The organism is Bradyrhizobium sp. Ec3.3, from assembly GCF_000472925.1.
In the GTDB taxonomy this organism is placed as follows: Bacteria; Pseudomonadota; Alphaproteobacteria; order Rhizobiales; family Xanthobacteraceae; genus Bradyrhizobium.
In genome coordinates this window covers 40,946-66,029 of sequence record NZ_AXAS01000003.1, presented here as the reverse complement: position 1 = coordinate 66,029, position 25,084 = coordinate 40,946, and the positions used below count along the sequence as shown (strand labels likewise).

General features: G+C 64.1%; 23 protein-coding genes. 12 read left to right on the top strand and 11 right to left on the bottom strand.

Annotated elements, in window-relative coordinates; translation table 11 throughout:
* Nucleotides 1-62: 62 nt before the first annotated feature.
* Nucleotides 63-266, top strand: a complete 204-nt coding sequence (locus tag YUU_RS0104850; RefSeq protein WP_027521360.1) for a DUF1127 domain-containing protein — start codon at nucleotides 63-65, stop codon at nucleotides 264-266.
* Nucleotides 267-335: 69 nt separating this feature from the next.
* Nucleotides 336-959, top strand: a complete 624-nt coding sequence (locus YUU_RS0104845) for a GNAT family N-acetyltransferase (protein ID WP_027521359.1) — start codon at nucleotides 336-338, stop codon at nucleotides 957-959.
* A gap of 54 nt (nucleotides 960-1,013) precedes the next feature.
* Here the strand turns inward: YUU_RS0104845 and YUU_RS0104840 are convergent, their stop codons facing one another.
* Nucleotides 1,014-1,856 carry an oxidoreductase gene (locus YUU_RS0104840; protein WP_027521358.1) on the bottom strand — a complete coding sequence of 281 codons (843 nt, stop codon included), beginning with the start codon at nucleotides 1,854-1,856 and terminating at the stop codon, nucleotides 1,014-1,016.
* 124 nt (nucleotides 1,857-1,980) lie between these two features.
* Here YUU_RS0104840 and YUU_RS0104835 point away from each other — a divergent pair, with 124 nt between their 5' ends.
* Entirely contained in the window at nucleotides 1,981-2,871 is an 891-nt protein-coding gene (locus YUU_RS0104835; protein WP_027521357.1) for a LysR family transcriptional regulator, read from the top strand.
* A 68-nt stretch (nucleotides 2,872-2,939) separates the two neighbouring features.
* On the opposite strand, the gene YUU_RS0104830 is transcribed toward YUU_RS0104835, so the two are convergent.
* A complete protein-coding gene (locus YUU_RS0104830; RefSeq protein WP_027521356.1) occupies nucleotides 2,940-3,770 on the bottom strand; it encodes an enoyl-CoA hydratase in 831 nt (276 codons plus the stop codon).
* Nucleotides 3,771-3,888: 118 nt separating this feature from the next.
* Entirely contained in the window at nucleotides 3,889-4,590 is a 702-nt protein-coding gene (locus YUU_RS0104825; RefSeq protein WP_027521355.1) for an SDR family NAD(P)-dependent oxidoreductase, read from the bottom strand.
* 244 nt (nucleotides 4,591-4,834) lie between these two features.
* Here YUU_RS0104825 and YUU_RS0104820 point away from each other — a divergent pair, with 244 nt between their 5' ends.
* Both YUU_RS0104820 and YUU_RS0104815 read left to right on the top strand, forming a co-directional pair.
* The gene (locus YUU_RS0104820) at nucleotides 4,835-6,619 is read left to right on the top strand and encodes an acyl-CoA dehydrogenase family protein (RefSeq protein WP_027521354.1); all 1,785 of its coding nucleotides are present in this window, start codon (nucleotides 4,835-4,837) and stop codon (nucleotides 6,617-6,619) included.
* A gap of 75 nt (nucleotides 6,620-6,694) precedes the next feature.
* Nucleotides 6,695-7,783: a Zn-dependent alcohol dehydrogenase gene (locus YUU_RS0104815; RefSeq protein WP_027521353.1), complete on the top strand. Its 1,089-nt coding sequence runs from the start codon at nucleotides 6,695-6,697 to the stop codon at nucleotides 7,781-7,783.
* 224 nt (nucleotides 7,784-8,007) lie between these two features.
* Here YUU_RS0104815 and mbfA read toward each other — a convergent pair whose 3' ends face one another.
* From mbfA to YUU_RS0104795, 4 genes are all read right to left on the bottom strand, one after another.
* A complete protein-coding gene (mbfA, locus tag YUU_RS0104810) occupies nucleotides 8,008-8,979 on the bottom strand; it encodes an iron exporter MbfA (RefSeq protein WP_027521352.1) in 972 nt (323 codons plus the stop codon).
* 59 nt (nucleotides 8,980-9,038) lie between these two features.
* A complete protein-coding gene (locus YUU_RS0104805) occupies nucleotides 9,039-10,199 on the bottom strand; it encodes an alpha/beta fold hydrolase (protein WP_027521351.1) in 1,161 nt (386 codons plus the stop codon).
* Between the two features lie 181 nt (nucleotides 10,200-10,380).
* The gene (locus YUU_RS0104800) at nucleotides 10,381-11,925 is read right to left on the bottom strand and encodes an acyl-CoA synthetase (protein WP_027521350.1); all 1,545 of its coding nucleotides are present in this window, start codon (nucleotides 11,923-11,925) and stop codon (nucleotides 10,381-10,383) included.
* A 187-nt stretch (nucleotides 11,926-12,112) separates the two neighbouring features.
* On the bottom strand, nucleotides 12,113-13,285 hold the full coding sequence (locus tag YUU_RS0104795) for an acetyl-CoA C-acetyltransferase (protein ID WP_027521349.1): 1,173 nt from the start codon (nucleotides 13,283-13,285) through the stop codon (nucleotides 12,113-12,115).
* A gap of 152 nt (nucleotides 13,286-13,437) precedes the next feature.
* On the opposite strand from YUU_RS0104795, the gene YUU_RS0104790 reads away from it, so the two are divergent.
* From YUU_RS0104790 to YUU_RS0104760, 7 genes are all read left to right on the top strand, one after another.
* Nucleotides 13,438-14,097 carry a TetR family transcriptional regulator gene (locus YUU_RS0104790; protein WP_027521348.1) on the top strand — a complete coding sequence of 220 codons (660 nt, stop codon included), beginning with the start codon at nucleotides 13,438-13,440 and terminating at the stop codon, nucleotides 14,095-14,097.
* Between the two features lie 87 nt (nucleotides 14,098-14,184).
* Nucleotides 14,185-14,943 (top strand): SDR family NAD(P)-dependent oxidoreductase, encoded by a 759-nt coding sequence (locus YUU_RS0104785; RefSeq protein ID WP_027521347.1) that lies wholly within the window; start codon nucleotides 14,185-14,187, stop codon nucleotides 14,941-14,943.
* Nucleotides 14,944-15,263: 320 nt separating this feature from the next.
* Complete coding sequence (locus YUU_RS0104780; protein ID WP_027521346.1) at nucleotides 15,264-17,135, top strand: AMP-binding protein; 1,872 nt, start codon at nucleotides 15,264-15,266, stop codon at nucleotides 17,133-17,135.
* 157 nt (nucleotides 17,136-17,292) lie between these two features.
* On the top strand, nucleotides 17,293-18,420 hold the full coding sequence (locus YUU_RS0104775) for an acyl-CoA dehydrogenase family protein (protein WP_027521345.1): 1,128 nt from the start codon (nucleotides 17,293-17,295) through the stop codon (nucleotides 18,418-18,420).
* A gap of 143 nt (nucleotides 18,421-18,563) precedes the next feature.
* A complete protein-coding gene (locus YUU_RS0104770; protein WP_027521344.1) occupies nucleotides 18,564-19,811 on the top strand; it encodes an acyl-CoA dehydrogenase in 1,248 nt (415 codons plus the stop codon).
* A 111-nt stretch (nucleotides 19,812-19,922) separates the two neighbouring features.
* Nucleotides 19,923-21,167, top strand: coding sequence for an acyl-CoA dehydrogenase (locus YUU_RS0104765; protein WP_027521343.1), 1,245 nt, complete (start codon nucleotides 19,923-19,925; stop codon nucleotides 21,165-21,167).
* Nucleotides 21,168-21,301: 134 nt separating this feature from the next.
* The gene (locus YUU_RS0104760; protein WP_027521342.1) at nucleotides 21,302-22,000 is read left to right on the top strand and encodes a nitroreductase; all 699 of its coding nucleotides are present in this window, start codon (nucleotides 21,302-21,304) and stop codon (nucleotides 21,998-22,000) included.
* A 60-nt stretch (nucleotides 22,001-22,060) separates the two neighbouring features.
* Here the strand turns inward: YUU_RS0104760 and YUU_RS0104755 are convergent, their stop codons facing one another.
* The 4 genes from YUU_RS0104755 to YUU_RS0104740 all read right to left on the bottom strand — a co-directional run bounded on the left by YUU_RS0104755 (nucleotide 22,061) and on the right by YUU_RS0104740 (nucleotide 25,041).
* Nucleotides 22,061-22,300 carry a hypothetical protein gene (locus YUU_RS0104755; protein WP_027521341.1) on the bottom strand — a complete coding sequence of 80 codons (240 nt, stop codon included), beginning with the start codon at nucleotides 22,298-22,300 and terminating at the stop codon, nucleotides 22,061-22,063.
* 455 nt (nucleotides 22,301-22,755) lie between these two features.
* Nucleotides 22,756-23,541 (bottom strand): enoyl-CoA hydratase/isomerase family protein, encoded by a 786-nt coding sequence (locus tag YUU_RS0104750; RefSeq protein ID WP_027521340.1) that lies wholly within the window; start codon nucleotides 23,539-23,541, stop codon nucleotides 22,756-22,758.
* Between the two features lie 12 nt (nucleotides 23,542-23,553).
* Complete coding sequence (locus tag YUU_RS0104745) at nucleotides 23,554-24,663, bottom strand: cyclic nucleotide-gated ion channel (RefSeq protein WP_027521339.1); 1,110 nt, start codon at nucleotides 24,661-24,663, stop codon at nucleotides 23,554-23,556.
* Between the two features lie 159 nt (nucleotides 24,664-24,822).
* Nucleotides 24,823-25,041, bottom strand: coding sequence for a hypothetical protein (locus YUU_RS0104740; protein WP_027521338.1), 219 nt, complete (start codon nucleotides 25,039-25,041; stop codon nucleotides 24,823-24,825).
* Nucleotides 25,042-25,084: the final 43 nt, after the last annotated feature.

The following is a 25,084-nucleotide window of genomic DNA, read 5'->3' as shown; positions in this document are numbered from 1 at the left end:
GTTTGTCGAAGCGATGATCAAGGCAGATATTGCAGTCTGCAAGTTAGCTCCAGGAGCTGAAAATGTCTACGTTGACCGACAATTCGATGACAAATCATCATGCGCCAGGCCTTCTCTACCAGATCGGCGAAACCCTCCATGTCTGGCACGAGCGCTACCGCACCCGCAAAGAGCTGTCCCAGTGGACCACCCGCGATCTTCAGGACGTCGGCCTCTCCTGGAGTGACATTGCCTTTGAGGCTGAAAAGCCCTTCTGGCGGGCCTGATTGGCCGCCGGGCCGGCGCCGCCTCAGGAGTGGGGCGCCGGCGGTCCCTTTTTGTCGCGGGAGGCTCCCATGAGCACGCTGCGTCTGGATGATCTCAAGCAATATTCGGACACCCTGCGGACCCGCGACGGCGACGTGCTGACTGTGCGCTTCGTCGAGCCGCGCGACACCGACGAAATCCAGCACTATTTCCGCTCGCTGTCGTCCCGCTCCCGCTACAACCGTTTCTTCGGAGCGCTGAGCGAGTTGCCGAAGGCACTCCTGCACGACTTCACCCATGTCGGCGAGCGCGAACGCTTCAGCGTGATCGCGACCATGATGGTCGATGGTTTCGAGACCATCGTCGGCGAAGCGCGCTATGCCTTCCACGCCGAGAGCTCGAGCTTCGAATTCGGCTTGTCGGTCGACGACCGCTGGCAGGGCCACGGCATCGGCACAGCGCTCCTCAAAAATCTCGAATGCCGCGCGGCTGCCTTCGGCGCCGAACACATTTTCGGCGACACGCTTCGCGCCAACGACGTGATGATCTCGCTCGCCCGCAAATCCGGCTTTGCCTTCGTCAATCACCCGGACGACTGGAAGCTGGTTCGCTTCGACAAGGAGATCGCAGTCGAGCCGAACGACATTCCCTGCGCAAGCTGGCGTCTCGCCGCCCTTTCCCGTCAGGCCGAAAGCCTCTCAGCCACAGCCTGACACGACTGAAAGCCCGGTTCTGGCGAACCAGAACCGGGCTGATTTTTTCCCACATCACACGGCCTGATCGCCGGTAAAGTCGGTCGAGGTCGACACCATCAGCCACTCCGCGAGCTCCCTCGCGACAAAGGCGTTCTTTGCCTCGATCCGTTCCACGGTGTCGCTGCCGAGCGGCAAGCGCAGCGGCGCTTTCGCCGCGTCGGCCAATTCGAGGAACGCCTGCGCCAGCTTGCGCGGATCGCCGCGCTGGCCGTGATTGACGTCGGCGGCGTGCGCGCGCGTCTTGCCGACGGTCTCGCTGTAATCGTCGATCTGGAGGGCTGTGCGCGACAGTGAGGTCTCGTCGAGGAAATCGGTGCGGAAGAAGCCCGGCTCGACCACGGTCACTTTGATTCCGAGGGGAGCCACTTCGCCGGCCAGCGCCTCGCTGATCCCTTCGACCGCGAATTTGGTGGCGCCATAGACGCCCCAGCCAGGATAGCCGGTGTAGCCGCCGACCGACGAGATGTTGATGATGTGGCCTGAGCGTTGGCGGCGCATATGCGGCAGCACCGCACGGGTGACGCCGAGCAGGCCGAACACATTCGTGGCGAACAGCTTCTGCGTCTCCGCGGCGCTCGCCTCCTCGATTGCACCGAGTAGGCCGTAGCCAGCATTGTTGACGAGGATGTCGATACGCCCGAAGCGCTTCACCGCCTGGCCCGCGGCCTCATGGGCTTCGGCCTCGCTGGTGACGTCGAGCCGGGTGGCCAGCAGGCGCTCGTGACTGCCGAGCCGCGCGGTGACGGTCGAGGGATCGCGCGCGGTCGCGACTACGGCATCGCCAGCCTTGAGTGCCGCTTCGGCTATCAACGCGCCAAATCCGCGGGACGCTCCTGTGATGAACCAGACACGCATGGTGTTTGCTCTTTCCATTTGAGGCCCCGACGACGTGCCGAAGCTGATGGACAAACGTGTAGCGCCTCGCCATAGCTGAGATAATCCGCTATATATTCTTCAAGTTAGTGAGCAAAATTCATCAATGCGGATCGACCCATCCGACCTCGCGACCTTCCTCGCCATTGCCCGTCACCGCAGCTTTCGGGCGGCGGCGACCGAGCTCGGTGTCACGCCATCGGCGTTGTCCCATGCGCTGCGCAACATCGAGGAACGGCTCGGCCTGCGGCTGGTGAACCGCACCACGCGGAGCGTGGCCTTGACCGAAGCCGGCGAGCGTCTGTTTGCCCGCATCAAGCCGGCGTTTCGCGATATCGACGACGCGCTCGAAGACCTCAACAATTTCCGCGGCAAGCCGGCCGGCACGCTGCGCTTCACCGCCGCGCGCCAGTCGGCGCAGCTCGTGCTGTTGCCGATCGTGACGCGTTTCCTCAAGGCGTTTCCGGACGTCAGCATCGAGATCATGATCAACGATGCCCTGATCGACATGGTCGCGGCCGGCTTCGATGCCGGCGTGCGCTTTGGCGAGACCATCGCTGCAGACATGATCGCGGTGCCGATCGGCCCGCGTCATCGCTTTGCAGTGATCGGCTCGCCTGCTTTCTTCAGATCCTACAAGACGCCGGCGACGCCGCACGACCTGAAAGCACTGCCCTGCATCCGCTACCGCTTCACCAGCGGTGCGCTCTATCATTGGGAGTTCGAGCGCGGAGGCATCGAGGTCGATATCGACGTCATGGGACCGCTGACGCTGAACGACCAGGACCTCATGGTCGATGCAGCGCTCGACGGTGCCGGCCTTGCCTATGTGCTCGAAGGGCAGGTGGAAGAGTTGCTCGCGAAGCGCAAGCTGGTCCGCGTGCTTGCCGACTGGTGCCCGGCCTATCCGGGTTTCTTCCTGTACTATCCGAGCCGCCGGCAATTGCCGGCAGCACTACGGGCCTTCGTCGATTTCGCACGGACGCCTGCCGCGTAGCCCGGCCGGAGCGAAGCGCAATCCGGGCTGCGAAATATCGATCGCTGCCGAATGAACGGCGAAGCGCGTTACTTCCCCGTGAACACCGGCTTGCGCTTCTCGATGAAGGCCTGCACCGCTTCCTTGTGATCGGCCGTCGCGGTCAGGCGGATCAGCCGCCCGGCCTCGTGGTCGCGGGCGGTCTCGAAATCGAACAGCAACGCTTCGTCCAGATTGTCCTTCATGTAACGCAGCGCGAGCCGCGGGCCCTCGGCCAGCGATTTGGCCAGTGCGAACGCCTCCTCCTGCAATTTGTCGTCCGGCACGACGCGATTGACGAGGCCAATCGCCTCGCACCTGATGGCATCGACCTTGTCGCCCGTGAACATCAATTCGCGCGCTCGTGCCGTGCCGACCAGACGCGTGAGCAACCAGGCGATGCCGTAGTCGCCGCTGAGCGCAACGCGAGCATAGCCGGTGGCAACGAACGCCGATTGCGCGGCGATGCGGATGTCACAGGCCATGGCGATTGCGAGCCCCGCGCCGACCGCGGGCCCGGACAGGGCCGCGATTGTCGGCTTGCGCACGGAGACCAGCGCGCCGGTGAGGAGCCGCTGCCGCTCCTGCAAATCGGCGACCCGGTCGTCGAAGGACATTTCGAGCTTGGCCTTGTCGCGATGCGCGCCCATGCCCTTGACGTTGCCGCCGGCGCAGAAGGCGGCGCCGGCACCGGTGATCAGCAGCGCGCCGACACTTTGATCCTCGCCGCAGGTCCGGATCATGGCGCGCAGCGCCGGCGTCAGCGTGTCCGACAGCGAGTTGCGCGCCTCGGGCCGGTTCAGCGTGATCACCGCGACGCGGTCGCGAATGACGCAGAGGAGTTCGTCGGTGCCGGTGTCGATGGTGGTTTCGATGGTCATGCTTCCATGCTCCCGTAGGGTAGGCAAAGCGCAGCGTGCCCACCGCTTCTGCATCCCGTGTGATCATGAGGGGTGGGCACGGCGCTGCGCGCCTTTGCCCACCCTACGGCAGTTCACCTCAAAACTTCTCCACCCAGGGGCGCAGCTCCATTTCCCAGGTCCAGGCGCTGCGCGGCTGTTGCAGGACGTTCCAGTAGCTCTGTGCGATCGCATCGGGATCGAGCATCGAATCCGGCCTGTCCGGCGCCTCCGTGCGCGCTGCGCTACGGATGCCGCCGTCAATGACGAAATGTGCGACGTGAATGCCCTGCGGCGCGAGCTCGCGCGCCATGCTCTGCGCGAGCCCGCGTAGCGCGAACTTGCCCATCGCAAATGGTGCCGACTGCGCATAGCCCTTGACGCTCGCCGATGCGCCCGTGAACAGGATCGCGCCGTGCTTGTTGGGCAGCATGCGTTTGGCCGCCTCTTGCGCCACCAGGAAACCGCCGAAGGCGCTGACCGTGATCGACTGCGCGACATCGGCTGCGACGAGCTCGACGAACGGCCCGCGCGTCCGGCCGCTCGCGTTGTAGACCACGACGTCGGGCGTGCCGATCTCGCGCTCGACGAGGCCGAACAGGCGTTCGACCTCCTCCGGCTTGCTTGCGTCACAAATATAGGCCTTAGCGCCTGTCTCGCCGCAGAGTGCGCCGAGCTTTTCGATCTTCCGCGCGGCGAGCGCTACGCGCAGGCCCCGGGCGGACAACAGCCGTGCCAGCGAGGCGCTCAAACCTTCGCCGGCACCGACGATGAGCGCGATGTTGTATTTGGGATGTTCCATGGTGCGATCCTATGGGGAGCGGGAACAGCGGATCTATGCATGCTTCGCTCGGACGACCAGCCGCGTCCACTGAGGCGGTCGATCACAATTCCGCAGAGCGGTCCCGGCCATCGCCACGCTCATGCCTCCCTGACGATTTGCGGCTTTATCGACAGCCTCGCCTGGAGCATGATCGACATCATCCAAAGCAGCAAGCACCAAAGCGGCAGGAAATGCCGCGGGACGGAAACGAAAGAGGTCGACCATGCACAAGCCGGGTACGTCGCAGCAGGAAAGCGTCGCGGCCGAGCAGCCGGGCCTGCTTGCGCCCGACACCACAGGCATGAATTTCTATCGCGCCGATCGGGCGTTGACGGACCTGTTGCGCATCCACTTGCCCGATCCGTTGTTCCGTCACATCGAGCCGCATCTCGATCGTCTCGGCGAGCTCGCCGGCGGCACTCTCGACGAATGTGCGCGGCTCGCCGACCGGCATACGCCGGTGCTGCATCAGCGCGACAAGTTCGGGCGCGACGTGCAGTGGATCGAATATCATCCGGCCTATCGCGAACTCGAGAGAGCTGCGTTCGGCGAGTTCGGCATTCACGCGCTGTCGATCCGCAAGGGCATCATGGGTTGGCCGGACAAATATCCCGTCGTGGCAAAACACGCCTTCACCTTCCTGTTCAACCAGACCGAATTCGGCATGGGCTGCCCGATCAACGTCACCGACGGCTGCGCCAAGCTTCTGGCGAATTTCGGCAGTGAGGCGCTGAAGGCGAAATATCTGGACGGCCTGACCCAGACCGACATGACCAAATTGACGCAAGGCGGCCAGTTCATGACGGAGAAGGAGGGCGGCTCCGATGTCGGCACGTTGACGACGCGCGCCGTGTCGGAGGGCGATCATTGGCGGCTCCACGGCGAAAAATGGTTCTGCTCGAATGCCGACGCTAAAGTCGTGATGCTGCTGGCGCGTCCTGAAGGCGCCGGTCCCGGCACACGTGGTGTCGGCCTGTTCCTGATGCCACGCTTCCTCGATGACGGTTCGCAAAATCACTACCGGATCGTGCGGCTGAAGGACAAGCTCGGCACCCGCTCGATGGCCTCGGGCGAGATCAAGCTCGAAGGCGCGATCGCCTATGCTGTCGGCAAGCTCGAACGCGGCTTCGTGCAGATGGCTGAGATGGTCAACTCCTCGCGGCTCTCGAACGGCGTGAAGTCGACGGCGCTGATGCGCCGCGCCTACCACGATGCGATGACTGTGGCGACCAATCGCGTCGTGTTCGGTAAGCGCATCATCGACCTGCCGCTCGGACGGCGGCAGATGATGAAGATCCTGCTGCCGGTCGAGCAGGCGTTGTCGATGAGCTTTCTGACCGCCGACGCACTCGACCGCGCCGAGGCCGGCAGCCAGGATGCAGCAGCGCTGCTGCGCATCCTCACCCCGACGCTGAAGTTCCGCGCCACGCGCGATGCGCGAAAGGTCTGCGGCGATGCGCTCGAGATGCGCGGCGGCATCGGCTATATCGAGGAGTTCGCCACCGCGCGCCTGTTGCGCGATGCCCATCTCGGCTCGATCTGGGAAGGCACCGGCAACATCGTGGCGATCGACGCCTTGACGCGAGCGATCGGCCGTCATGGCGCAGAAGCCGCACTCGCCGCCGATCTGCATGCCCGGCTGAACGACAGCGCATCCGTGCCGCAGGCCTGGCGCGATCGCCTGCACGGGCTTACCGATCGTGCCGTCGGCTTCGCGCGCGAGGTCGCTGATAGCGCCGACAATGAAGCCGATGCGCGGCGCGCCACCAGCCTGCTCTATCATGTCGCAAGCGCGGTCGCGCTCGCATGGGAATCACATCGCATCCACGAGATGCGCGGCGATGCCCGACGGCTGCTGTTGTCGCGGCTCGTGATCGATCATCGGGTCTCGGCGAGCGATCCGTTCCGGGTCACGGAAAATCCGACGCAACAAGCCATCGTGTCGCTGCTGCTGGGCGAGCGTGCGGCTGCGATGCCCGAGGTTGGCGAGCTGGTTCTGGCGGCGTAGGCTCGTCCTTCACCTCTCCCGATGGGAGAGGTGGGGGCCTGCACCCAACGAAATCAAAAAAACGAGGAAAGACCGATGAAGGCTGCCGTTCTCCATGAAGTCAACAAGCCGCTCGTCATCGAGGATGTCAGCCTGTCGAAGCCGGGCCCGCGCGAGGTTTTGATCCGCACCGCGGTCGCGGGCCTCTGCCACTCCGACCTGCACTTCATGGAAGGGCTCTATCCGCATCCGCTGCCCGCGGTGCTCGGCCATGAATCGGCTGGTGTCGTCGAGCAGGTGGGCTCCGATGTCACCTATGTGAAGCCGGGCGATCACGTCGTCACCTGTCTCTCCGTGTTCTGCGGCACCTGTGACAATTGCACGACGGGACGCACCGTGCTCTGCACCGACACCACGGTCAAGATGCTGCCGGGCGTCTCCGATCGGATGCAGTGGTCGAAGCCGGAGAAGCTGCACCAGTTCCTCAACCTGTCGTCCTTCGCCGAGCAGATGCTGGTGCACGAGAACGCTATCGTCAAAATCCGCAAGGACATGCCGCTCGAGCTTGCCGCGCTGATCGGTTGCGGCGTGATCACCGGCTACGGCGCGGTCGTGAACACCGCAAAAGTCCAGGCGGGCGAGACCGTGGCGGTGATCGGCTGCGGCGGCGTCGGCATGGCCGCGATCAACGGCGCCGAGATTGCGGGTGCCGGCCGCATCATCGCCATCGATACCAACCCGGCAAAACTCCAGCTCGCGACCAAGTTAGGGGCGACCGACATCATCAATCCCACTGAGGGCGACGTTGTGAAGCAGGTGCGCGACCTCACCAATGGCGGAGTGCATCATTCCTTCGAGGTGCTCGGACGCAAGGAGACCGCCGAGCAGGCGTTCGGCATGCTCGCCGCCGGCGGCACCGCGACGATCGTCGGCATGATCCCGTTCGGCCAGAAGATCGAGCTGCATGGCTTCGACTTCCTGCGCGAGCGCAAGATCCAGGGCTCCTCGATGGGCTCGAACCATTTTCGCGTCGACATGCCGCGTTTGGTCGATTTCTATCTGCGCGGCCGCCTGCACCTGGAAGATTGGATCTCCGCCAAGCTGAAACTCTCCGAAATCAACGAAGGCTTCGCCAACATGAAAGTCGGCAAGACGCTGCGCAGCGTGATCATGTTCGATAGCTAGTGCCGACGCGAACTCAGCGTTGCTGCCCCAATTCAGGTGTCATCGCCCGGCTTGACCGGGCGATCCAGTACGCCGCGGCAGTTGTTGTAGGCCTCGCGGCCTCTGGAATACTGGATGCCCCGGTCGAGCCGGGGCATGACAGCGGAGAGTGGTGCGCAGCTTGGCCGAACGCCGCAGCCGCCGTTTGACGGTGATTGCGGTGGGACGCAGGAACGCAGCAAGACCTACGCCGCGCCTATCAATATCCCGACTCCGAGCACGATGGCGCCGCCGAGCACGATCTGGAACACCGCCTGGAGGAACGGCGTATCCATGTAGCGCGCGCGGATGAATGCGATCGCCCACAATTCGAAGAACACGACGACGCAGGCGATCACGGTGGCGATCCAGAACGCGTTGGGCCAGGAGTCCGGGAGGAGATAGGGCATGGTGTGGCCTAGCCCGCCGAGCGTCGTCATCAGGCCGCAGGTGACGCCGCGCAGCCAGGGTGAGCCGCGGCCGGTGAGCGAGCCGTCGTCCGACAAGGCTTCCGCAAAGCCCATGCTGATGCCGGCGCCGATCGAAGCTGCAAGGCCGACCAGAAACGTCTGCCAGTTCTGATGTGTCGCGAAGGCCGCGGCGAACAGCGGCGCGAGCGTCGAGACCGAGCCGTCCATCAAGCCGGCCAAGCCCGGCTGCACATATTGCAGCAGGAACATGCGGCGGCTGGTGCGATCTTCTTCGGCGCGCACGTCGGGACTGAGGATCTCGCCGGTCAGCCGCGTTGCGGTCTTCTCGTGGGCCTTCTCGGCTTCGGCGAGATCGCCCAGGAGCCGGCGCACGCCGACGTCCTGGGCCTGTTCGGCGGCCTTGATGTAGAATCGTTCGGCCTGCAGCTCCATCGTCTCGACCTCCTTGCGGATGGTGCCGAGGGATAAGTTCTTGGTCAGCCAGATCGGGCGGCGGCGCAGGAAGCCCTTGACGTCCTCGCGGCGGATCGGCGGCAGATGCGGTCCGAAGCGCTGCTCATACATTTCCAGCAGCATATGGCGATGGCCGCGCTCCTCTTCGGCCATCTCCTCGAACAGTTTTGCCGAGTCCGGATAGCGGTCCTTCAGGTCCTCGGCGAAAGCCATGTAGATGCGGCTGTCCTCCTCCTCGGAGGCGATGGCGACCGCGAGCACCTCGCGTTCGGTCAGATCGGCGAAATTCTTCACGACGGGTCCAACAACTTTAGAATGGTTCTAAAGTGTTATAGGGCTCCGAGTTTCCGCGGTCAAACCGTCCCGCTGGCCGTTTGGGCCCGGGCGAGGAACTCGATCAACAGCCGGCTGACCTCGGCGGGCTGCTCCTGCTGCACCCAATGACCGGCGCCATCGACGAGATGGCAGCCGAGCATGTTCGTGCAGGCGCGGGCCTGCATCGCCTCGAACACGCCAGGACGCTGATACGTGCCCCAATCCTGCTTGCCGGAGATGAAGCAGGAGGGCACGTCGATGGTGCGGCCGGAGAACAGTTGCAATTCGTTATTGAAAGCACCCGACGTGCCGCAGCGGTACCATTGCAGCCCGCCCTGGAATCCAATGCGACCATATTCGGCACTATAGTAGGCAAGCTCCTGATCCGGCAGCCACTGGTTGGCGGCGATCTCGGAAGGCGAGGGCATTTCCTTCGCGACCGTCTGCGGCATGGTCTCGCCGAGATCCATCACGTAATAGGTCGGCAGCTTTGCGAGCTCGCCGGCGGACCAGGATTTCAGCGGATAGGGCTTGTTGTCTTTCCAGTCCGCGCTCTTGTGATGATAATAGGCGCGCAGGAAATCGTGCACGCCCTGTGGCGCGCGATGCATGTCGGCATTCGCTTCGCGCGTCGAATAGTACCATTGGTAATGCTTGCGCGGCCGCGGCAGCACGGCGAGCTCGCGATGCACGGGATCATCGGCTGGCGGCGCCGCCGGCTTGTCGGCTGTGTTGAACGGCAGGGACGGCGGTCCGCCGAACGGCGCGCTCATCATCACCACCGAGCGGAACACGTCGGGCCGCAGCAGCGCACACCAGGATGCAACCGGGCTGCCGAAATCATGTCCGATCACGTCGACGCGCCGATAGCCGAGCGCCGACACCAGCCCGAGTGCGTCACGCACGAGGTTGAAGAGCCGGAAGGGCGTGAGATCGCCGTCGTAGTCTGCCTGCCATCCGGTGGTGCGCCCATAGCCGCGCTGGTCCGGGGCGATCACGTGATAGCCGGCAGCGGCGAGCGCCGGCATGACCTTGCGCCAGGAGAAGGCGAGCTCCGGAAAGCCGTGCAGCAGCAGCACGCAGGGCCGCCCCCGCGTCTCGAAGCCGGCTTCGAGCACGTGCATGCGCAGGCTGTTGATACCATCGACGTAACGCGAGCGGATGCCGGAGGGCAGGGGGATGTCGGGGAGATCGGTCATGGCATTTCCTCGTCGTGTCGCGGACGCAGCGAGCTTTCTCGTGCCCCGGACGCAGCGCGGCATGCAATGACGCGCTGCGTCCGGGGCCCAGCTTTTCGACACTATACAGAAAATCGCCATGGGTCCCGGCTCTGCGCCGCACCGCTTGCGCGGTGCGGCGCGTCCGGGACACGAGGCTCACTTAGATCTTCACCGCCGCCTTCGGCCAATACCGGTCGCGCAAATGGCGCTTGACCAGCTTGCCGGTGGGCGTGCGTGGCAGCTCGGCCTCGAAATCGATCGAGCGCGGGCACTTGAGGGCGGAGAGGCGGCTTTTGCAGTAGGCGATCAGGTCGGCTTCGAGTTCCTTGCCGGCGCGGCCCATGTCGTGCGGCTGCACCACCGCCTTCACCTCCTCGCCCATCTCCTCGTTCGGCACGCCGAACACGGCGACGTCGGCAACCTCGGGGTGGCTGATCAGCACGTCCTCGGTCTCCTGCGGGTAGATGTTCACGCCGCCCGAGATGATCATGTAGGACTTGCGGTCGGTGAGATAGAGGAAGCCGTCCTTGTCGAGATAACCGACGTCGCCGAGCGTCGACCAGCCCTTGGCGTTATAGGCCTTTTTCGTCTTGTCGGGATCGTTGTGATAGGTGAAGGCCGGCGCGTCGGCGAAATAGACCGTGCCGATCTCGCCAACCGGTTGCTCCTCGTCGTTCTCGTCCAAAATCTTGATCTTGCCGACCACCGCGCGGCCCACGCTGCCGCGATGTTCGAGCCATTGCGCGGAGTTGCAGACGGTGACGCCGTTGCCTTCCGAGCCCGCATAATACTCGATCAGGATCGGCCCCCACCATTCGATCATTTTCGCTTTCACGTCGACCGGGCAGGGCGCGGCAGCATGGATCGCGCCCTTGAGGGTGGAGACATTGTACTTCGCGCGGGTCTCGTCCGGCAGCTTCAGCATGCGCACGAACATGGTCGGGACGAGCTGCGACTGCGTCACCTTGTACTTCTCGACCAGCTTCAAGAACTCCTCGGCGTCGAAATGCTCCATGATGATCGAGGTGCCGCCGAGCACGATCGCCATCATGTTGAAGCGCAAGGGAGCTGCGTGATAGAGCGGGGCGGGTGACAGATAGATGGTCCCGGCGTTCATGCCGCACATGTCGGCGCAGAGCACGCGCAGAAATGCGTTCGGCTCGTCGATGGGCTTGCCCTCGAAGGCCTTCTTGATGCCCTTGGGGCGGCCCGTGGTGCCCGACGAATACAGCATGTCATAGCCGGCGACCTCGTCCGCGATCGGCGTAACCGGCTGCGCCGCGGCTTCCTTGTCGTAGGAGCGGAAGCCGGGCAGCGGCTCGTCCATCATGTAGAAGATGGGCTCGCCCGTTGCGCCCTTGATCAACCCCTTGATCTGGTCGGCGCATGTCGGCGTGGTGATGACGATCTTGGCGCCGCAATCGCCGATGATGTAGTCGATCTCGTCCTGCTTCAGGTAGCGGCTGATCGCGGTGTAATAGAGCCCGCTGCGCTGCGCGGCCCAGCAGATCTCCATGAATGCAAGACGGTTCTCCATCAACAGCGCGATGTGATCGCCGGCCTTCAGTCCGAGCGAGCGGAACAGGTTTGCACCCTGGTTCGAGAGTTCGTCGAGCTCGCGATAAGTGATCGCCTTGCCGGTTCCGGCCATCTGGTAGGCGATCTTGTCGGGTGTGGTGCGGGCGTAGACGGAGGGGTGGGTCATTGACGCAGATCCCAAGGCAAACGAGATGTCGTCCCCGCGAAGGCGGGGACCCATAACTCAAGGGAGAGGTTGTAGCGTGAGATAGTGGTTACCACTCTTCGCCAAACCACGTCCTGTGGTTATGGTCCCGGATCTGCACTCGCTGACGCTCGCTGGTCCGGACGACACTTCTGATTGTGGCAGCAGCTTACAGTCTTTCAACGATCGTCACATTCGCCATGCCACCGCCTTCGCACATGGTCTGGAGGCCATAGCGCTTGCCACGCTGCTTCAGCGCATGCAGCAACGTCGTCATCAGCTTGGTGCCGGAGCCGCCGAGGGGATGGCCGAGCGCGATCGCGCCGCCGTTGACGTTGAGGCGGGCGGGATCGGCGCCGGTGGCCTTCAGCCACGCCGTCGGAACCGAGGCGAAGGCCTCGTTGACCTCGAACAGGTCGATGTCGCCGATTGCCATGCCGGCCTTTTCCAGCGCGCGCTTGGTGGCGTGCAGCGGCGCATCCAGCATGATCACGGGATCGCCGCCCGTCATGGTCATGTGATGCACGCGCGCGAGCGGCTTGACGCCGAGCGACTTGAGGCCGCGCTCGTTCACCACCATCACGCCGGAGGCGCCGTCGCAGATCTGGCTGGCGCTCGCAGCCGTCAGCTTGCCGTTCTCGGCGATCAGCTTGACGCTCTTGATGCCGTCGAGGCTGGCGTCGAACCGGATGCCTTCGTCGATGTGATGGGTGTCCTTCGAGCCGTCGGCGCGGGTGATCTCGAGCGGTACGATCTCGTCCTTGAAGTGGCCTGCTTGCGTCGCGGCAATCGCGCGCTGATGGCTGTTGTAGGAATACTCGTCGAGTTCGTCCTTGGAGAGGCCGTACTTCTCGGCCATCATCTCCGCGCCGGTGAACTGGCTGAACACGATGTTCGGATAGCGCTGCTCGATGCCCGGGCTCTTATAGTGGCCAAAGCCGTTCTTCGCCGCGAGCTGCGAGGACAGGCCCATCGGCACGCGGGTCATCGATTCCACGCCGGCCGCGATCACGACGTCCATCGCGCCGGACATCACGGCTTGCGCAGCGAAATGCAGCGCCTGCTGCGAGGAGCCGCACTGCCGGTCGATCGAGGTGCCCGGCACGCTCTCCGGCAGTTTCGAGGCCATGATCGCGTTGCGTGCGACGTTGTTGGACTGCTCGCCGACCTGCATCACGCAGCCCATGATGACGTCCTCGACCTGGGCCGGATCGACCTTGCTGCGGTCGACCAGCTCGTCCAGCACCTTTGCGGCGAGATCGGCCGGATGCCAGCCGGCGAGGCGGCCCCCCTTGCGCCCGCCAGCGGTTCGCGCGGCGGCGACGATGTAAGCCTCGGCCATATCGGTTTCTCCCTGAATTCTTCTGAACGGTTGGTTGTCGGGGGCGGATTAAAGGGGTCGATGATGATTTAGTCAATCGATCAATTAACTCTTGTGGGGAGGCGCTGCATGCGCTTATCTGCGGCCCTTCACACGGCGGGACAGGGATCTCCGTGACTACCAGCGTACCGAACAGGCTTCCGGGCGGCAAAAATTCCACGGCAGAGAAACTGCTGGTGGCCGCGAGCGAGCTGATGATCGAACGCTCGTCGATCGAGATTTCGCTCAGCGACATTGCGCAGAAGTCCGGCGCCAACGCCGCGCTGGTCAAATATCATTTCGGCAACAAGGACGGCCTCTTGCTCGCGCTGCTCGCACGTGATGCCGCGACCGAGCTATCCAACCTCGAATATCTCCTTGTGCAGCCGATCACGCCGACCGCGAAGCTGAGGCTGCATATCGGCGGGATCATCCGCGCCTATCACCGGTTCCCCTACATGAACCGGCTGATCCACTATCTCCTGCATGAGAGCACGGCGGAGTCCGCCGACGAGGTCTCAAAGTTCTTCGTCGCGCCGCTGCTCGATTTCCATCGCCGCCTGCTCGCCGAGGGCATCAGCCGCGGCGAGTTCCGTATCACCGATCCCGTGCTGTTCTACACCAGCCTGATCGGCGCCTGCGATCACCTGTTCTTCGGCCGGCACGCGATGTCTCGCGCGACCGGCGTCGGCCCGGTCACCGACGAAGTCTGCCGGCAATACATCAAGCACATGGAAACGCTGATCTGCGGCGGCATCCTCACGCAAGCCGAGGAAGCTGCCGCGGCCGGATAATCCGGCCCAAGACGTTCAAATCCAGAGACGTTCAAGTCCAGAGACGTTCAAGTCCAGAGAAGAAACGCCCAAGGAGAGGTACTAGCGATGCAGTTGAAAGACGTAGCCGTTCTCATCACCGGTGGTGGTTCGGGCCTTGGTGCCGCGACCGCCCGCGCCATGGCCGCCAAGGGCGCCAGGATCGGCGTGATCGACCAGAGCAAGGAGAACGCCGAGAAGGTCGCGGCGGAAGTAAAGGGCGTCGCGCTGCACGCCGACGTCACCGACGAGGACGGCATCAAGGCCGCGATCGCGAAGGCGGAAAGCGCGCATGGCATCGCGCGTGTGCTGATGAACTGCGCCGGCATCGGCGGCTCGCAGCGCATCGTCGGCAGGGACGGCGTCTATCCGCTGGCGAAGTTCGCGCGCATCATCAACGTCAACCTGATCGGCACCTTCAACTGCCTGCGCCTGTTCGCCGAGCGCCTAGTCACGGCAGAGCCGATCGGCGAGGAGCGTGGCGTCATCATCAACACCGCGTCCGCTGCGGCCTATGAAGGCCAGATCGGCCAGATCGCCTACTCGGCCTCGAAAGGCGGCGTCGTCGGTCTCACGCTGCCCGCAGCGCGCGATCTGGCGAGCCAGAAGATCCGCGTCAATACCATCGCGCCCGGCCTGTTCTTCACGCCGCTGCTGATGGGCCTGAGCGAAGAGGCACTGAAGAGCCTTGGCTCGCAGGTGCCGCATCCCTCGCGCCTCGGCGATGCAGCCGAGTACGGCGCGCTCGCCGTGCACATCGTCGAGAACGCCATGCTCAACGGCGAGACCATCCGCCTCGACGGCGCCATCCGCATGGCGCCGCGGTAAGTGATGCGTTTCTTCCTTCTCCCCTTGCGGGAGAAGGTGGCATAGGCGGCCTTTGGCCGCCGTTCTTAAAAGGACGCCGATGCTTCGCATCGGCTATGGCGCCGGATGAGGGGTCTCTATCCGTGGAGACAAACCCCTCACCCAAGCGAACTCTTGGCTCACAGCGATCCATGCCCTCTCCCACAAGGGGAGAGGGCGCAGCAATCGGCACCTCATGCCGCGGATGCAGGAAGTTCACTTCCTCGACGAGCGAAAGCCTGTCTATATCAAGCGCTGAACCAGAATGATCCGCAAAGGACGATAATTCCGGGAGACGCAAAATGAGTGGGAATGCGGCAGCGGTGATGACGAAGCCCGCTTTTCGCAAGATCGAATGGCTGCCGCGCGACATCGACGTCGAGCGGCGCGACGACGGCACGGTGGTGCTGAAGTCGCGCATTCCGCTGCAGCCTTACGAGACGCACATTCCCGCCTCGCTGGCGAAATGGGCGAGGGAAGCGCCCGAGCGCATCTGGCTCGCGCAGCGCGGCGGCCCGGATCGCGCATGGCGCAAGGTGTCCTACGGTGAAGCCAAGCGAACGGTGGATGCGCTGACGCAAGGGCTGCTCAATCTCGGTCTCGACGGCCGGCCCGTTGCGATCCTCTCCGGCAATTCGATCGAGCACGCGCTGATGACGCAGGCTGCGATGCAGGCGCGTTCGCCGGCCGCGCCGGTGTCGCCGGCTTACTCGTTGATGAGCCATGATCACGTCAAGCTGAAATATTTGTTCGACCTGATCAAGCCGGCCGTCGTGATGGTGCAGGACGGTCCGACTTTCGAGAAGGCGCTGAAAGCGCTCGACCTCAACGGCGTTACCGTCGTTCACGTCGTGCGACCCTGTGAAGGCATCAACAGCGTCAGTTTCGCTGAGTTTGCGACACCGCCGGTAACGGCTGACGTCGATGCCTCGATCGCGCAGATCACACCGCAGACGGTCGGCAAGCTCCTGTTTACGTCGGGTTCGACCGGCATGCCCAAGGCCGTCATCAACACGCAGGCGATGATGTGTGCCAACGCGGCGATGATGATGCAGGTGCGGCCGCGCGACCCGAATGGTCCGATCTCGACCATGCTCGACTGGATGCCCTGGAATCACACCATGGGCGGCAATGCCGCGTTTCATCCGATCCTGGTCGATGGCGGCACGCTCTATATCGACGACGGACGGCCGATGCCGGGCCAGTTCGAGGAGACGCTGCGCAATTTGCACGAGATCTCGCCGACCTACTACGCCAACGTGCCGGCAGGTTACGCCGCGCTCGCTGCCGCGATGGAGAAGGACGATGCGCTCTGCCGCTCCTTCTTCAAGAACCTCTCCATCATGGCCTATGGCGGGGCGCGCCTACCGGACGACCTCTACGACCGCATGCAGGCCCTCGCGGTGAAAACCACCGGCGAACGCATCGTGTTCTACACCGGCTGGGGCTCGACCGAGACCGCGCCGACCTCGACCGGCACCTATTGGGACACCGAGCGCGTCGGCCTGATCGGCCTGCCGTTCCCTGGCGTCGAATTGAAGATGGTGCCATGCGGCTCGAAGTACGAGCTGCGTCTGCGCGGCGTCAACGTCACGCCCGGTTATTTCGGTCAGGCTGAGCTGACCAGGAAGATGTTCGACGAGGAGGGTTTTTACTGCATCGGCGATGCCGGCATCTTCGTCGACGATGCCGATCCGGTACAGGGCATCATCTTCGCGGGGCGCGTCGTCGAGGATTTCAAGCTCACGACTGGCACCTTCGTGCATGTCGGCTCGCTCCGCACCGACGCGATCGCGGCCGCGACGCCGGTCTTGCATGACGCGCTGGTCGCCGGACAGGATCGCGCCTGCATTGGTTTGCTTGCTTGGCCGAACCTGCATGCATGCCGCCAGCTCGTCGGCAATTCGGAGCTGAGTTTTGAGGACGCAGTGAAGCACCCCGAGGTGATCGCCTGCTTCAGGCGTGGGCTGGAGACACACAACAGGGAATGCGAGGGCGCGAGCAGCCGCATCATTGCCCGCGCCATGCTGATGATCGAACCGCCATCGATCGATGGCAATGAGCTGACAGACAAAGGCTACATCAACCAGCGCGCTGGCCTCGAGCGCCGCGCCGCGCTGGTGGAGCGGCTTTATGCCGAGAACCCTGATGACGACGTGATCGTGCTGCGATGAAATCAACACTCTCACCACTCGTCATTCCGGGGCGCGACGAAGTCGCGAGCCCGGAATCCATAACCACCAGTCGGGGGTATGGATTCCGGGCCTGGCCCTTCGGGCCATCCCGGAATGACGGCACAAACTAATGACAAAATAAAAAAGGTAAGCCGCCATGAACTTCGATTTCTCTGATGACCAAAAGCAGCTCCGCGACCAGGCGCGCAAATTCCTCAGTGAAAAATGCTCGCCCAAGGCGGTGCGCGTCGTGCTCGATGGCAAGGTGCCCTATGACAAGGAGCTGTGGAAGGGCCTCGCCGAGATGGGCTTCCTCGGTGTCGCCATTCCCGAGGAGTTCGGCGGCGCGGGCGCCGGCCATCTCGAACTCTGCGTGATCGCCGAGGAGATGGGCCGGGCGAACGCGCCAGTGCCGTTCTCCTCCACGGTCTATCTCGCGGCCGAAACGTTGCTGATCGCCGGGAGCGACGCGCAGAAGACAAAATGGTTGCCAGCGATCGCCTCCGGTGAGGCCATCGGTACGCTGGCGCTTTTCGAGGGCACGGGTAATCCGTCGCCGAAGAACATCAAGCTTGCCGCTTCCAACGGTTTGCTCAACGGTGTGAAGAAGCCGGTGCCGGATGGCGCGATTGCCGATTTCGCGATCCTTGCTGCGCGCACCGGATCCAGCGGTCGCGATAACGATATCTCGCTGTTCCTCGTCGATCTCAAGGCTGGCGGCGTCGAGGCGAGGAGCCTCACCAATCTCGATCCGACGCGCGTGCAGGCCGAGCTCACTTTCAAGAACTGCAAGGCCGAGCCGCTGGGGGCCGCGGGTGAAGGCTGGAGCATCCTGACCCAGGTGCTCGATCGCGCCGCGGTGCTTACGGCCTTCGAGCAGGTCGGCGGCGCCGATCGCGCGCTGGAGATGGGGCGCGACTACGCGCTCGACCGCATCGCCTTCGGCCGTCCGATCGGCTCGTTCCAGGCGATCAAGCACATGTTGGCGGACATGTATGTCGCGGCAACGCTGGCGCGCTCCAACAGCTACTACGGCGCCTGGGCGCTTTCGACCAATGCATCCGAGCTGCCGGAGGCCGCTGCCGCCGCGCGCATCAGCGCGACGCAGGCGTTCCAGCATTGCGCCAAGAACAACATCCAGGTTCACGGCGGCATGGGTTTCACCTGGGAGTTCGACTGTCACATGTACTACCGCCGCGCCAACGCGCTCGCGCTGGGGCTCGGCAGCCTATCGTATTGGGAAGATCAGCTGATCGACCGCATGCGCAAGAAGAACGCGGCGTAACGTGCCGTTCGTGTCCCGGACGCGATGCGGCACGTAGTGCCGCTTCGCAGAGCCGGGACCCAGGTGGCCGCAATGGACCCCGGATCAGCAGCGCACCACTTCGTGCTGCGCTGCGTCCGGGGAACGAACCGAGAGACAAGAAGATGAACTTCGACGACACCCCGCAGGAAGCCGCGTTCCGCGCCACGGCGCGCGCATGGATCGCCGCGAATGCGCCGAAGCAGTATGAGGACGAGCTACGCAAATCCTCGCTCGGCCGCACGCAGCTCAGGAACGCTGACATCCTGGACGTCGCAAAAGCCTGGCAGAAGAAGAAAGCGGATGCGGGCTGGGCCTGTCTGCACTGGCCGAAGGACTACGGCGGCCGTGGCGCTTCCCCGATCGAACGCGTGATCTGGCAGCAGGAAGAGGGCGTATTCGGCAAGCTCTCGGCGATGTTCATCATCGGCCACGGCATGTGCGGGCCGACCATGATGGCGTTCGCGCGCGAGGAGCATAAGCGCAAATTTTTGCCGCCACTTGCCTCCGGCGAGAAGATCTGGTGCCAGCTCTTCTCCGAGCCGGCCGGCGGCTCGGACGTCGCAGGCCTGCGCACCCGCGCCGAGAAGGACGGCGACGACTGGGTGATCAACGGCCAGAAGATCTGGACCTCGGGCGCGCATTATTCCGACTACGGCATCCTGCTCACCCGTACCGATCCCAACGTGCCCAAGCACAAGGGGCTCACCATGTTCTTCCTGGACATGAAGAGTCCGGGTGTCGAGGTGCGGCCGATCAGGCAGGCCAACGGCAATTCCGACTTCAACGAAGTCTATTTCACCAATGTCCGCATTCCCGATCACCAGCGTCTCGGCGAGGTCAATGACGGCTGGAACGTCTCGCTGACCACGCTGATGAACGAGCGGATGTCGATCGGTGCCGGCGTTGCCACCGGTTTCCCGGAGCTGTTCGACTATTGCGCGAGCTTGATGCTCGACGAGGGTCCGGCGATCGAAGACCGTAGCGTGCGCTCAAAGCTTGCAAATTACGCGGTGAGGGCGAGCGGCCTGAAGTACACCAGCATGCGCGCGATCTCCGCGCTGTCGCGCGGCGAGCGTCCGGGGCCGGAAAACTCCATCGGCAAGCTGGTCGCAGGCTCCATGATCCAGGAGGTCGCGATGTACGCGCTCGACCTGCAGGGCGCGGCCGGCGTCGTCAGCGGCCCCGAGGATGCCGAAGTCGCAGGCCGCTTCCAGGCCATGCTGCTGCGCGCGCCTGGCACCCGCGTCGAGGGCGGCACGGACGAGATCATGCGCAACATCATCGCGGAGCGCGTGCTGGGCCTGCCCGGCGACATCCGCGTCGACAAGGACGTGCCATTCAACAAGATCCCGACGAAGGGGAGAACTTAGCCGTCATTCCGGGGCGATGCGAAGCATCGAGCCCGGAATCCAGAGGTTGTGGATCGAGATTCCGGGTTCGCGCTTCGCGCGCCCCGGAATGACAAGAAAAAGGGAAGCGCCATGAATTTCGACGACACGCCGCAGGAAGCCGAGTTTCGAGCTACGGCCCGTACCTGGGTCGCCGCCAACGCGCCGAAGGAGTTCGAGGAGGAGCTGTCAAAGTCCTCGCTCGGTCGCATCCGGCTTGCGAAACACGACATGGTCGAGGTCGGCAAGGCCTGGCAGAAGAAGAAATCGGAGGCGGGTTGGGCCTGCCTGCACTGGCCGAAGGAATATGGCGGTCGTGGCGCAACGCCGATCGAGCGTGTGATCTGGCAGCAGGAAGAGGGCGTCTACGGCAAGCTGACGCAGCCGTTCCAGATCGGCGAAGGCATGTGCGGCCCGACCGTGATGGCCTGGGGCAGCGAGGAGGCGAAGCGCCGTTACCTGCCGAAGCTCGCCTCGGGCGAGGAAATCTGGTGCCAGCTTTTCTCCGAGCCGTCGGCCGGCTCCGACGTTGCGGGCTTGCGCACCCGCGCCGAGAAGAAGGGCGACAACTGGGTCGTCAATGGCCAGAAGATCTGGACGTCGGGCGCGCATTATTCGGACTATGGGCTCCTGATTGCGCGGACCGATCCCAACGTGGCCAAGCACAAGGGCCTCACCATGTTCTTCCTCAGCATGAAGAGCCCGGGCGTGGAGGTGCGGCCGATCAGGCAGGCCAACGGCATGCAGGAGTTCAACGAGGTCTATTTCACCGACGTGGTAATCCCGGACAGCCAGCGCCTGGGCGCCGTCGGCGACGGCTGGAACGCGTCGCTGACCACGCTGATGAACGAGCGCATGTCGATCGGCTCGCGGCTTGCGACCGGCGTGCCGGAAATGTTCGAGTTCTGCTCGAACCTGATGCTGGAGGATGGCCTTGCGATCGACGATCCCGCCGTGCGGTCGAAACTTGCGAGCTGGGCGGTGAAATCGAGCGGGCTGAAATATACCAGCTACCGCGCGATCTCGGCGCTGTCGAAGGGCGAGCGTCCGGGCCCGGAAAACTCCATCGGCAAGCTGGTCTCGGGCATGATGCTCCAGGACATCGCGACCTATGCGATGGACCTGCAAGGCGCGGCTGGCGTTCTCACAGGCGCGGACGAGGAAACCGTCCACGGCCAGTTCCAGCAGATGCTGCTGTCATCGCCCTCGATGCGTATTGCGGGTGGCACCGACGAGATCTTGCGCAACATCATCGCCGAGCGCGTGCTGGGCCTGCCCGGTGACATTCGTGTCGACAAGGACGTGCCATATAACAAGATCCCGACCAAGGGGCGGTGAAATCTCTCGTGTCCCGGACGCGATGCAGCACGCAGTGCTGCTTCGCAGAGCCGGGACCCAGCACAATGGGCCCCGGCTCTGCAGCGCACCACTTCGCGCTGCGCTGCGTCCGGGGCACGAAAGCGAGTTGATCCATGGACGCAAGCGTGAACCAAAAAGACCGCATCGGCGTGCTCGAAGAGCTCCTCAACGAGCGCTATTCGGTGCGCGCCTTCCTGCCGAAGGAGGTCGATCGCGCGACTATCGCGCATGTTCTGACGACGGCCCAGCGCACCGCATCCTGGTGCAACAGCCAGCCCTGGCAGGTCGTCATCGCGAGCGGTGAGGCCAAGGAGCGGTTTCGCAAGGCGATCTATCAGGAGGCCTCAGGCGGCCTCGGCGATGACTACGATTTCACCCCGCCGCGCGAATATGTCGGCGCGTATCTCGAGCGCCGCCGCGAGAGCGGCTTTCAGCTCTACAACACGCTGGGCATCGCCCGCGGCGACAAGGCCGCCTACGCGAAACAGGCGCTGGAGAACTACAACTTCTTTGGTGCGCCGCATGTCGCGATCATCCACACCAACGAGCCGCTCGGCATTTATGGTGCGATCGATTGCGGCGCCTATGTCAGCAATTTCATGCTGGCCGCGCAGGCGCTCGGGCTCGGCACGATTCCGCAGGCCGCGCTGGCGCGTCATTCCGGCCTGATCCGCCGGCATTTCAATTTGGCCGACGACCGCCGCGTCGTGTGCGGCATCTCGTTCGGCTATGCCGACCATGATCACAAGGTCAACAGCTACCGTACCTCGCGGGCGGGCGTAGCTGATACCGTGACGTTCGTCGACGAGTGAGCTGCGGACGACGAAAGCCCCGATCGCCAAGATCGGGGCTTCGCTATTAGACCTTGTAGCTCAGTAGATCCCGTACGCGCAGACGTTCACGACGCGCACGCGCGGGCCGTGCCGGGTGGGCACCACGCGTTGCTGGTAGCAGCCGCTCGCGCCGGTGTTGACATAGATGCCGCCATAACCCCAGCCCCAGCCGGGACCCCAATGATGATGGAAGCCGTGGGCCGACGCGGCGCTGGGCGCAAGGGCAGCAACGCCGAGCGAACCGGCGGCGACGAGACCAAGGGCAAGCTTACGAAACATTCTCTTCTCTCCAGTGAGGCACGAAGCCGTTGTGTCCCTGCATCTCGGTCGGTGTGACTCCGAAACGCGTTCACATGCGCCGAGAAGAATCGTGTTTCAGGATTGTTTCGTGGAGAGCGGGAGGCGGGCCGGCCTCTGGGTTTTGCGCGTCGCGATGCGGCGCCGCGCGCCGTTCCGGCGGCGAGCAGCGGTCAACTGTATGAGGGTGGCGTCACCATCTCTCTTCCGTCATTGCGAGCGCAGCGAAGCAATCCAGAATCTTTCCGCGGCGACAGTCTGGATTGCTTAGCTGCGCTCGCAATGACGTGTGGGAGGGCAGTTGAGCTCAATCTCCACTCGTCGTCCCGGGCGCGCCAAGCGCGAGCCCGGGACCTCCGCGCGAGCGCGCTGCGCTCGTCGCGATAACCACAGGAAGGTGTTGTGGCGCGAGATCGCGGTTGCCGATTTTGCCGAAGTCAGAACCGCGGCGACCTCTTCTCCGCAAACGCCTTGATGCCTTCCTTGATCTCGTCGCTGCGCATGCTTTCGCGATGGCGGCGGTCGGCGGCGTCCTCGTCGAGCGCGCCACGGGCGAATTCGTTGATGGCGCGCTTCATGCCGCGCATCGCGATCGGCGCGTTGCCGGCGAGGATATTGGCGAGCTTGTCGACTTCCTCGTCGAGAAGCTCTGGCGCCACCATGGCGGTGAGATAGCCGATGCGCAGCATTTCCGGCGCGCTGATCCTTTGCGCGGTCAGGAACAGCATTTTGGCGTTATCGACGCCGAGCCGCGTCACATAACGCTTGATACCGCTGGTGTAGTAGTGAAGTCCCAACCGTGCAGCCGGCATGAACATCTCGGCAGTGTCGGCGCCGATGCGGAAATCGCAGGCGAGCGCAAGGTCGGTCGAGCCGCCATAGACGCCGCCGTTGAGGCGGCAGATCGTGGGCACGCCGAGATCCTCCAGCCGGTTGACCACGACCTCGAACGCCGAACCCGCGCTCTGCCGCTCCCTGGCGCTCACCGCACGCTCGGCTACCGAATTGAGATCGTAGCCGGCGGAGAAGGCGCGCCCGGTGCCGGTCAGCACCAGCACGCGGATGGCGGCATCGGCCTCGATCCGGTCGAACAGTTTTAAGAGCTCGCCGAGATCTTCGGCCTGCAACCGGTTGAGATGCCTCGGCCGGTTGAGGCGGATGGTGGCGCGCGCGCCGTCGATGTCGAGCAGGGGCGTGCTGGCGGTCTCGGCCGCATCCGACATTGCTGTCTCCACTTACTTGTTTTCGAGCGCGCGGCGTTTGGCTTCGGCATCGATGGTCTCGGCGAGATCGGGATGCCGTGCCATCAGCACGCGGAAATCGACGAGGTCGAGCACGAGCAGCCGCGAGACCGTGACGGTCGTGACGTTGGCGCCGCGCACATTGTTGCCGAGCAGCGCCATCTCGCCGAAGAACGCACCTTCGCCGAGCGCCACCTTCTTGCCGGGCAGGTCGACCTCAACCTCGCCGGAGGCGATGAAATACATGCAGTCGCCCTGCGCGCCCTTCCTGATGATCATGGTGCGGGCCGGCAGGTCCATGGTGCGCAGCATATGGGTGACATCGGCGATCGCGGAAGGTCCGAGAGCGGCAAAGAACGGCACCTTGCTGACGGTCTCCCAGGTCTTGAGGAAGTTGTCGCGGCGCGTCTCGGCGGCAAAGCCGGTCGCCAGAATACCGGTCCAGAGGCCGAACACGCCAAGGCCGGAGATCATCACCAGCGCGGCCACCATCCGCCCGAGCGGCGTCACCGGCACGACGTCGCCATAGCCGGTCGTCGTCAGCGTCACCACCGCCCACCATAATGCCGACGGCACGCTGCCGAAGGTCTGGGGCTGCACGTCGCGCTCCAGGAAATACTCGGCAACGGAGGCGAGAAACACCACCATCAGGAAGATCACGAGCACGCTGAGCAGCGGCCCCGATTCCAGCACCAGCACGCGGCGAAGCTGGCGCAGGCCGGGGATGCCCGGCACGACCTTGAGCACCCAGAGCACGCTGAGGAGCCAGGCCGTCTTGGGTTCGACGCCCAGCACCAGCGCGACCGGCACCGCCAGCGCCCCGATCGCATCGACCAGCCCGCTCGAGGACAGCAGGTAGACCCCAAGCCGCTGCTGTCTTGCCATGTGGCGCAGCCGGACCAGCCATTCGAACACGAAATAGGCCAGACACGCCCAGAGCAACGCATTCGCCCAGTGATGCGCGGCTTCATAGGCCGGGTCGACCGTCAACAGCATCGTGGTCACGACGCCGACCGTGACCGCGACATAGGCCGCCGTGGTCATGTTCCGGCCGGCCGTCGCGGCCACGAATTTCGCCAGAGCGGGGGTCAACGGCTTGGACATACGGGATTGAGGTCCGGTCTTGGCTGGTTTGCCTGTCCCGGTTGGGACTGCCGCGCCAAAGTGCCTTCGCAGGCGAAGGCCGTCAACGACAGGACGCTGACAGCGTTATCGGCGCCTGCCATGCAAGCCGCAATCCTGGGGACGAAATGGCCGAGACCGCTATTTGAAATGGGGCGGCTCGTCGTAGCCGCGGCGGCTCGAGAAGAACAGCAGCGCCATGAGCCCGACGCCGACGATCACCGAGAAGCCCGCGCCCAGCGCGAGCGCCACGTAGCCTTCGGTCGGAATCGGCTCACCGTCGACCGACAGGGCAGAGTAGGCGAAATAGCCGACGCCGGCGAGCATCGCGAGCAGGATGATGATGAGCAGTGAACGCATGGCCGATCTCCGGTTGCGCGGAGCATCAACGGTTGCAGATCAA

Bases quoted from the DNA above. Each gene is read 5' to 3' on its own strand.
- YUU_RS0104835 (WP_027521357.1), top strand. From the start codon at position 1,981: ATGCGGATCGACCCATCCGACCTCGCGACCTTCCTCGCCATTGCCCGT.
- YUU_RS0104765 (WP_027521343.1), top strand. From the start codon at position 19,923: ATGAATTTCGACGACACGCCGCAGGAAGCCGAGTTTCGAGCTACGGCC.
- YUU_RS0104770 (WP_027521344.1), top strand. From the start codon at position 18,564: ATGAACTTCGACGACACCCCGCAGGAAGCCGCGTTCCGCGCCACGGCG.
- YUU_RS0104800 (WP_027521350.1), bottom strand. From the start codon at position 11,925: ATGACCCACCCCTCCGTCTACGCCCGCACCACACCCGACAAGATCGCC.
- YUU_RS0104785 (WP_027521347.1), top strand. From the start codon at position 14,185: ATGCAGTTGAAAGACGTAGCCGTTCTCATCACCGGTGGTGGTTCGGGC.
- YUU_RS0104775 (WP_027521345.1), top strand. From the start codon at position 17,293: ATGAACTTCGATTTCTCTGATGACCAAAAGCAGCTCCGCGACCAGGCG.
- YUU_RS0104825 (WP_027521355.1), bottom strand. From the start codon at position 4,590: ATGGAACATCCCAAATACAACATCGCGCTCATCGTCGGTGCCGGCGAA.
- YUU_RS0104815 (WP_027521353.1), top strand. From the start codon at position 6,695: ATGAAGGCTGCCGTTCTCCATGAAGTCAACAAGCCGCTCGTCATCGAG.
- YUU_RS0104745 (WP_027521339.1), bottom strand. From the start codon at position 24,663: ATGTCCAAGCCGTTGACCCCCGCTCTGGCGAAATTCGTGGCCGCGACG.
- YUU_RS0104740 (WP_027521338.1), bottom strand. From the start codon at position 25,041: ATGCGTTCACTGCTCATCATCATCCTGCTCGCGATGCTCGCCGGCGTC.
- YUU_RS0104840 (WP_027521358.1), bottom strand. From the start codon at position 1,856: ATGCGTGTCTGGTTCATCACAGGAGCGTCCCGCGGATTTGGCGCGTTG.
- YUU_RS0104795 (WP_027521349.1), bottom strand. From the start codon at position 13,285: ATGGCCGAGGCTTACATCGTCGCCGCCGCGCGAACCGCTGGCGGGCGC.
- YUU_RS0104845 (WP_027521359.1), top strand. From the start codon at position 336: ATGAGCACGCTGCGTCTGGATGATCTCAAGCAATATTCGGACACCCTG.
- YUU_RS0104820 (WP_027521354.1), top strand. From the start codon at position 4,835: ATGCACAAGCCGGGTACGTCGCAGCAGGAAAGCGTCGCGGCCGAGCAG.
- YUU_RS0104805 (WP_027521351.1), bottom strand. From the start codon at position 10,199: ATGACCGATCTCCCCGACATCCCCCTGCCCTCCGGCATCCGCTCGCGT.
- YUU_RS0104760 (WP_027521342.1), top strand. From the start codon at position 21,302: ATGGACGCAAGCGTGAACCAAAAAGACCGCATCGGCGTGCTCGAAGAG.
- YUU_RS0104750 (WP_027521340.1), bottom strand. From the start codon at position 23,541: ATGTCGGATGCGGCCGAGACCGCCAGCACGCCCCTGCTCGACATCGAC.
- YUU_RS0104830 (WP_027521356.1), bottom strand. From the start codon at position 3,770: ATGACCATCGAAACCACCATCGACACCGGCACCGACGAACTCCTCTGC.
- YUU_RS0104780 (WP_027521346.1), top strand. From the start codon at position 15,264: ATGAGTGGGAATGCGGCAGCGGTGATGACGAAGCCCGCTTTTCGCAAG.
- YUU_RS0104850 (WP_027521360.1), top strand. From the start codon at position 63: ATGTCTACGTTGACCGACAATTCGATGACAAATCATCATGCGCCAGGC.
- YUU_RS0104755 (WP_027521341.1), bottom strand. From the start codon at position 22,300: ATGTTTCGTAAGCTTGCCCTTGGTCTCGTCGCCGCCGGTTCGCTCGGC.